Annotated in this window: 6 protein-coding genes; all 6 read right to left on the minus strand. The window is 67.6% G+C overall.

Annotated elements, in window-relative coordinates:
* Positions 1-47: 47 nt before the first annotated feature.
* The 6 genes from ubiB to folP all read right to left on the minus strand — a co-directional run bounded on the left by ubiB (position 48) and on the right by folP (position 5,926).
* On the minus strand, positions 48-1,730 hold the full coding sequence (gene ubiB / locus O0K41_RS12865) for a 2-polyprenylphenol 6-hydroxylase (RefSeq protein ID WP_108270689.1): 1,683 nt from the start codon (positions 1,728-1,730) through the stop codon (positions 48-50).
* A 34-nt stretch (positions 1,731-1,764) separates the two neighbouring features.
* Positions 1,765-2,259, minus strand: coding sequence for a nicotinamide-nucleotide amidohydrolase family protein (locus O0K41_RS12870; RefSeq protein WP_005409020.1), 495 nt, complete (start codon positions 2,257-2,259; stop codon positions 1,765-1,767).
* A gap of 120 nt (positions 2,260-2,379) precedes the next feature.
* Entirely contained in the window at positions 2,380-3,690 is a 1,311-nt protein-coding gene (gene hflX / locus O0K41_RS12875; RefSeq protein WP_032128411.1) for a ribosome rescue GTPase HflX, read from the minus strand.
* A gap of 14 nt (positions 3,691-3,704) precedes the next feature.
* On the minus strand, positions 3,705-3,980 hold the full coding sequence (hfq, locus tag O0K41_RS12880; protein ID WP_004152891.1) for an RNA chaperone Hfq: 276 nt from the start codon (positions 3,978-3,980) through the stop codon (positions 3,705-3,707).
* 96 nt (positions 3,981-4,076) lie between these two features.
* A complete protein-coding gene (miaA, locus tag O0K41_RS12885) occupies positions 4,077-5,030 on the minus strand; it encodes a tRNA (adenosine(37)-N6)-dimethylallyltransferase MiaA (RefSeq protein WP_049449787.1) in 954 nt (317 codons plus the stop codon).
* A complete protein-coding gene (folP, locus tag O0K41_RS12890; protein WP_049449786.1) occupies positions 5,030-5,926 on the minus strand; it encodes a dihydropteroate synthase in 897 nt (298 codons plus the stop codon). Before folP ends, miaA begins: the two co-directional genes overlap by 1 nt.
* Positions 5,927-6,360 lie beyond the last annotated feature (434 nt).

The raw sequence follows: 6,360 nt of genomic DNA on the forward strand, positions 1-6,360 counted from the left end.
ACAGTCGGCTCTACAGGAATCGCTGCGCGATTCCGCGGTAAACACACTCACGTGTGTTTACCGCTTCTCCATATCGAGAACAGGATCCACACGCCGCAGAAGCCGGCGCCGATGAAGCCACACACGCCCAGTGCCAGCAGCCAGCGGCTGGAGACGCCGCCGACGCTGTGCATCACGATCGAGGAACCGATGATCAGCGCAGCAGTGACGATGCCCATCACCAACCGGTTCGCTGCGCGGTTCACCTGTTCGCCGAAGCCCTGCAGCGCCGTGGTTTCCACCTTCAACTGCAGGCGTCCCCGGCGCGCCGCCTGCACCAGCTTGCGCAGGTCGCGGGGAAGCTCACCGGCGAAGTCGACCAGGCCCAGCAGGCTGCGGCGGCCGCGCTTGAGCAGCGCCTTGGGCGCATAGCGCTGCAGCACCACCCGCTCCAGGAACGGGCGCGCGGCACTGGCCATGTCGAAATCCGGGTCCAGCTGCCGGCCCATGCCTTCCAGGGTCAGGAACGCCTTGATCATCAGCGCCAGGTCAGCCGGCAGGGTCAGGCTGTAGCTGCGCAGCAGCTGGGTGATGTCGCCCAGCATCAGGCCGATGTGCAGGTCCTTCAGCGGCACGCCACGGTATTGATCTACGAACTGGCTGATGTCGTGCTGCAGCCGGTTCTCGTCCACCTCAACACCGCCGGCCCAGTCCAGCAGCACGTCGGCCACGCCCTGCGGGTCCTGCTCGACCAGCCCGTGCAGCAGCTGAGCCACCTGGAAACGCCGCACTTCCGACAAGGCGCCGACCATGCCGAAATCGATCACGCCGATGCGGCCGTCACGCAGGTAGATGATGTTGCCGGGGTGTGGATCGGCGTGGAAGCTGCCGTCCTCCAGCACCATCTTCAGCACAATGCCGGCGCCACGCCGTGCCAGCTCGCGCCGGTCCAGGCCCGCCGCATCGACGCCGGCCAGGTCTCGGCCAGGAATGCCGTCGACGAAGTCCTGCACGTTCAGGCTCTCGCAGGTCCACTGCCAGTGCACCTTCGGAATCAGTATGTCATCACGGCCGCTGAAGTTGCGCGCGATGCGCTCGGCATTGCGGCATTCCGCCGCGAAATCCAGTTCGCGGCGCAGCGACACGGTGAACTGCTGCACGACCTCGGCCGGGCGGTAACGACGCAGGTCCGGCAGTCGCGCCTCGACGATCTCCGCCAGGCGGGCCAGCAGCCGCAGGTCGGCCTCAACCACATCGCGGATGCCGGGGCGACGCACCTTCAGCACCACCTCGCGACCGTCATGCAGGCGCGCGCGGTGGGCCTGCGCCAGCGAAGCGGCGGCCATCGGGGTTTCATCGAGGAAGGCGAACACTTCTGACGGCGATGCACCAAGGTCGGCCTCGAGCTGCTCGCGGATATCCGCGTACGGCAGCGCCGGCACTGCGTTCTGCAGTTCAGAGAGCTCGGCGATCCATTCCGGTGGCAGCAGGTCGACACGCGTCGCCAGCACCTGACCGAGCTTGACGAAGGTCGGGCCGAGATCCTGCATCGCGCTGCGCACGCGCACCGGCGCGGTCATCCGCAGCAGTTCCTGCCGCTCCTCGTTCCAGTGCAGCAGGCGCCCTGCCCGCTCCAGCGTGCTGGCCAGGCCGATGCGCCGCACCACGTCGCCGAAGCCATAGCGGATCAGGACGACAGCGATTTCCTGCAGTCGGCCCAGGTCACGGACCGTGCCCAGCGTTTCCCACATCATGCGTGCTCCGGACGATTACCGGAGCAGCATGTCACAGCTGGGCGTCGATACCGCGCAATGCCGCCGCCACGGTTTGCCGGCGGATGGCTTCGCGGTCGCCATCGAACTGGAACAGTTCGGCGCGGGCGTAGCCGCCACGGCGCTTCCAGCCGATCCAGACACTGCCGACCGGCTTGTCCGGGCTGCCACCGCCAGGACCCGCGATGCCGGTCACCGCCACGGCGATGCCGGCACCGGAATTGACCAGTGCGCCGGACACCATCTCCAGCACGGTTTCGCGGCTGACCGCACCGAACTGCTCCAGGGTCTGCGCGCGCACACCCAGCAGGCGCTGCTTGGCTTCGTAGCTGTAGACCACCATGCCGCAGTCGAAGAAGGCCGAGGAACCGGCGATATCGGTCATGCACTTGGCGATCCAGCCACCACTGCAGCTTTCAGCGGTCACCAACTGCAGCGAAGCCTGCTGCAGGCGCTGCCCGAGCGCGGCGGACTGGGCGTTGAGGTCAGCGTCGGTGGGAATGGACATCGGCATGACGGTGGGGTGAAGAACCTGCACGTTGTACCGCAGATGACAGGCGGATGTCGCGCCCCTCCAGCACGGTCGCTGCCGGCCAACGGCCGGCACTACCGGGGATTGGCCGCTACCTCACCACTCCGGCAGCTTCTCCGGCAGCAGCGCCCGGATCGGCGCGCCGTCGGCGCTGGCGGCCAGCTTTTCGGCTTCGGCGATCGGCAGGTCGACCTGCAGCAGCCAGCCGTCTTCATCGGCCTGCTCGCTGCGGATCACTTCCAGCTGGTGCAGGCGCGCACGCAGGCGGCCGGCATCCGGCGGCAGGCGCAGTTCGCCGGTGACGTGCTGCAGGCCCAGGCGCTTGCCCAGCACCGCCTGCAGCAGCTCCAGGCCCTGCCCGTCGCGTGCGGAAATCCACACCCGCTCGCGGCGCGATTCGTCCGGGATGCCATCCTGGCCGTCGTGGCGGACGTCGGCACCCTCGATGCGGTCGATCTTGTTGAACACCAGCAGCTGCGGCAGGTCGCCGGCACCGACCGCGGTCAGCACCTCGTCGACCTGGGCGATGCGCTCCTCGCGATGCGGATCGGCGGCGTCGACCACGTGCAGCAGGAAATCGGCCTCGCGCGCTTCGGACAGGGTCGAACGGAACGCGGCGACCAGGTCATGTGGCAGGTCGCGGACGAAACCGACGGTGTCGGCCAGCACCACGTTGCCCCCCGGCACCGCAATGCGGCGCACGGTTGGGTCCAGCGTCGCGAACAGCTGGTCGGCGGCATAAGCCTCGGCGCCGGTCATGGCGTTGAACAGGGTCGACTTGCCTGCGTTGGTGTAGCCCACCAGGGCGACGCGCGGCAGTTCGCTGCGCACGCGCGCACGGCGCATCTGGGTGCGCTGCACCTCCACCTTTTCCAGGCGTTTCTGCAGCTGTTCGACCCGCTTCTGCAGCAGGCGGCGGTCGGTTTCCAGCTGGGTTTCACCCGGGCCGCGCAGGCCGATCGAACCACCGCGCTGGCGTTCCAGGTGGGTCCAGCCGCGCACCAGCCGCGTGGCCAGGTGGCGCAGCTGCGCCAGCTCGACCTGCAGCTTGCCCTCGTGGCTGTGCGCACGCTGGGCGAAGATGTCCAGGATCAGGCCGGTACGGTCGATCACACGGCGCTCGAGGAAACGTTCCAGGTTGCGCTCCTGGCCCGGGCTCAACGCATGGTTGACCAGGATCAGGTCGGCACCGCTGGCATCGGCCGCGGCCTTGATCTCGTCCAGCTTGCCGCTGCCGATCAGGGTCGACGGATTCGGACGGTCCAGGCGCGCAGTGATCGTCGCGGCGATGCTGGCCCCAGCCGAGCGGGCCAGATCACCGAATTCTTCCAGCACATCGTCTTCCAGCTTGCCGAAATGGGGCTGGATCAACAGGGCGTGTTCGCCCTTTTTCGAGCGGTCAAACATTCACCGCTCCGGTCTTACTCGTCTGCTTCATCACCTGCCTGACCACCTTCACCCGACTGCACGTAACCACCGCCCGGGCCGACCTTCACGTTGCGTGCCGGAACAACCGTGGAAATGGCGTGCTTGTAGACCATCTGACTGACCGTGTTGCGCAGCAGGACCACGAACTGGTCGAACGACTCGATCGTGCCCTGCAGCTTGATGCCGTTGACCAGGTACACCGAAACCGGCACGCGTTCGCGCCGCAGTGCGTTCAAGAAAGGATCCTGCAGCGATTGCCCCTTGGACATTGCACACTCCTGATTATTGTTCTTATTGGGTTGCCGACGGTTGCCACGGCCCCCGAGCCGCCCGCCGACCGATGATGTTACACGGCTGGCGGGGGTTCAGCGTGCGACGAAGGTCGACACCGCGCCGGCAAGACGCTCGTGGTCGATATGGGGGTCGAACCAGCGCGCATCAAGCTCACCGCGCAGCCAGGTCAGCTGGCGCTTGGCCAGCTGCCGGGTGGCGAAGATGGCCTTGTCACGGAAGCGGGCAGCATCGCCCTCCCCGTCCAGGTACTCCCAGGCCTGGCGATAGCCGACCGCGCGCACTGCCGGCAGGTCCAGCGGCGCCTCCACGGCAGCCATTTCCGGCATCGCGCGCAACGCCCGCACCTCGTCGAGAAAGCCCTGTGCCAGCATGGCGTCGAAGCGCGCCTCGATACGCTGGTGCAGCACCGCGCGATCACGCGGCGCCAGGACCAGCTTGAGGGTGCGCACCGGCAAGGGCGCTACGCCCGGCCGGCGCTGCCATTCAGTGATGGGGGTGCCGGTCAGGCGATAGACCTCCAGCGCCCGCTGGATGCGCTGCGGGTCGGTAGCATGGATGCGTGCGGCCGCCGCCGGATCGACCTTGGCCAGCTCTGCGTGCAGTGCCGCCCAGCCACGCTCGGCCGCCTCGGCGCTGAGCGCCTCGCGCGTCGCCGGATCGGCCTCCGGCATCGGCGACAGACCCTGCAGCAGCGCCCGGAAATAAAGACCCGTGCCGCCGGCCAGGATCGGCATCTTGCCGCGCCCCACGATGTCGGCCACGACCCGGCCGGCATCGGCGGCGAATTCGGCTGCCGAGTAGGTCTGCCACGGATCGCGCAGGTCCAGCAGATGGTGCGGCGCCTGCGCACGCTCGGCCGCATCCGGCTTGGCCGAGCCGATATCCAGGTGGCGATATACCAGCGCCGAATCGACGCTGACGATTTCGCCATCCAGCTGCTGTGCCAGAGCGATCGCGGTGGCGGTCTTGCCACTGGCGGTCGGCCCCATCACGGCGATCGCCAGTGGCCGCCGGTCGATGCCCATCAGTCTTCGTCCGGCCAGCGGATCGTCGGCGTGGCGTCGGCGCGCGGCGTCGGCACGGCCTCGACCGCCTGCCAGATCTTCAGCGCATCGACGGTGGCCGCCACGTCATGCACGCGCACGATGCGCGCACCACGCTGCACCGCAATCAGGTGCGCGGCCACCGAGGCGGCCACGCGCTCGGACGGTGTGTCGCGACCGGTCAGTTCGCCCAGGCTGCGCTTGCGCGACAGGCCCGCCAGCATCGGCACGCCCAGCTCCAGGAACTGCTCGGAGCGTGCCAGCAGGGTCATGTTGTGGGCGGTGGTTTTGCCGAAACCGAAACCGAGATCGATCAGCAGGTTCTTCTTCGCAATGCCCGCCATCTCGGCAGCGAACAGGCGCTGGACCAGGAAGCCGTGCACCTCGGCGACCACGTCGTCGTAATGTGGATCGGCCTGCATGTGGCCTGGCTCGCCCTGCATGTGCATCAGCACCACCGGCACGCCGGTTGCAGCGGCGGCGTCGAGCGCCCCTTCCTGACGCAGGCCGTAGATGTCATTGATCATGCCGGCGCCAGCCGCCACGGCCGCGCGCATCACTTCCGGCTTGAAGGTGTCGATGCTGATCGGCACCCGGGTGCGTGCGGCCAGCTGCTCGATCACCGGAATCACCCGGCGCAGTTCCTCCTCCACCGATACCGGCGCAGCGCCCGGCCGGGTCGATTCGCCGCCGATGTCCAGCAGGTCCGCGCCCTCCTCGACCAGCTTCAGGCCATGGGCGACCGCAGCCTCGGTGGTGTCGTGCGCGCCGCCATCGGAGAACGAGTCCGGGGTGACGTTGACGATGCCCATGACCCGGGCACGGTCGAGGCGCAGGATGCGGCCGGCGCAATCGAGCTGGGGCGAGGTATCGAACATGGGCAATCCTGCAGGGACAACGGCGGGTAGTTTAGTTCGGCAGGGCGGCGCCCTGCACCCGCTGCAATCAACGTCAACGTCAGAAGCTGGTTCTCCGTGGGGTGGCGGGGTGGGTCAGTTTGCGGGGGACGCCGCAAGTACGTCCGTGTAGGCTCGGTCGCCGCATCCATGCGGCTCACGCCCCCGCAACCGGACCCACCCCGCCTTCGACAGATCTCCGCGATCTGCAGTAGATCCACGCCATGCGTGGATGAATCTCCATCGGAATCGAATATTTCGAATTGGAATCGAAATGCATCACGCATGGCGTGGATCTACCGTGTCGACCAAGGTCGACACCTACCAACAGCAGCAGGAATCTGTCAGAGGTGGGGCGGTGTCGGAGTGCGGGGTGTCAGCCGCATGGATGCGGCTGCCAAGCTTACAGGGACGTA

Source organism: Stenotrophomonas sp. Sm2128 (genome assembly GCF_030985535.1).
GTDB lineage: Bacteria > Pseudomonadota > Gammaproteobacteria > Xanthomonadales > Xanthomonadaceae > Stenotrophomonas > Stenotrophomonas maltophilia.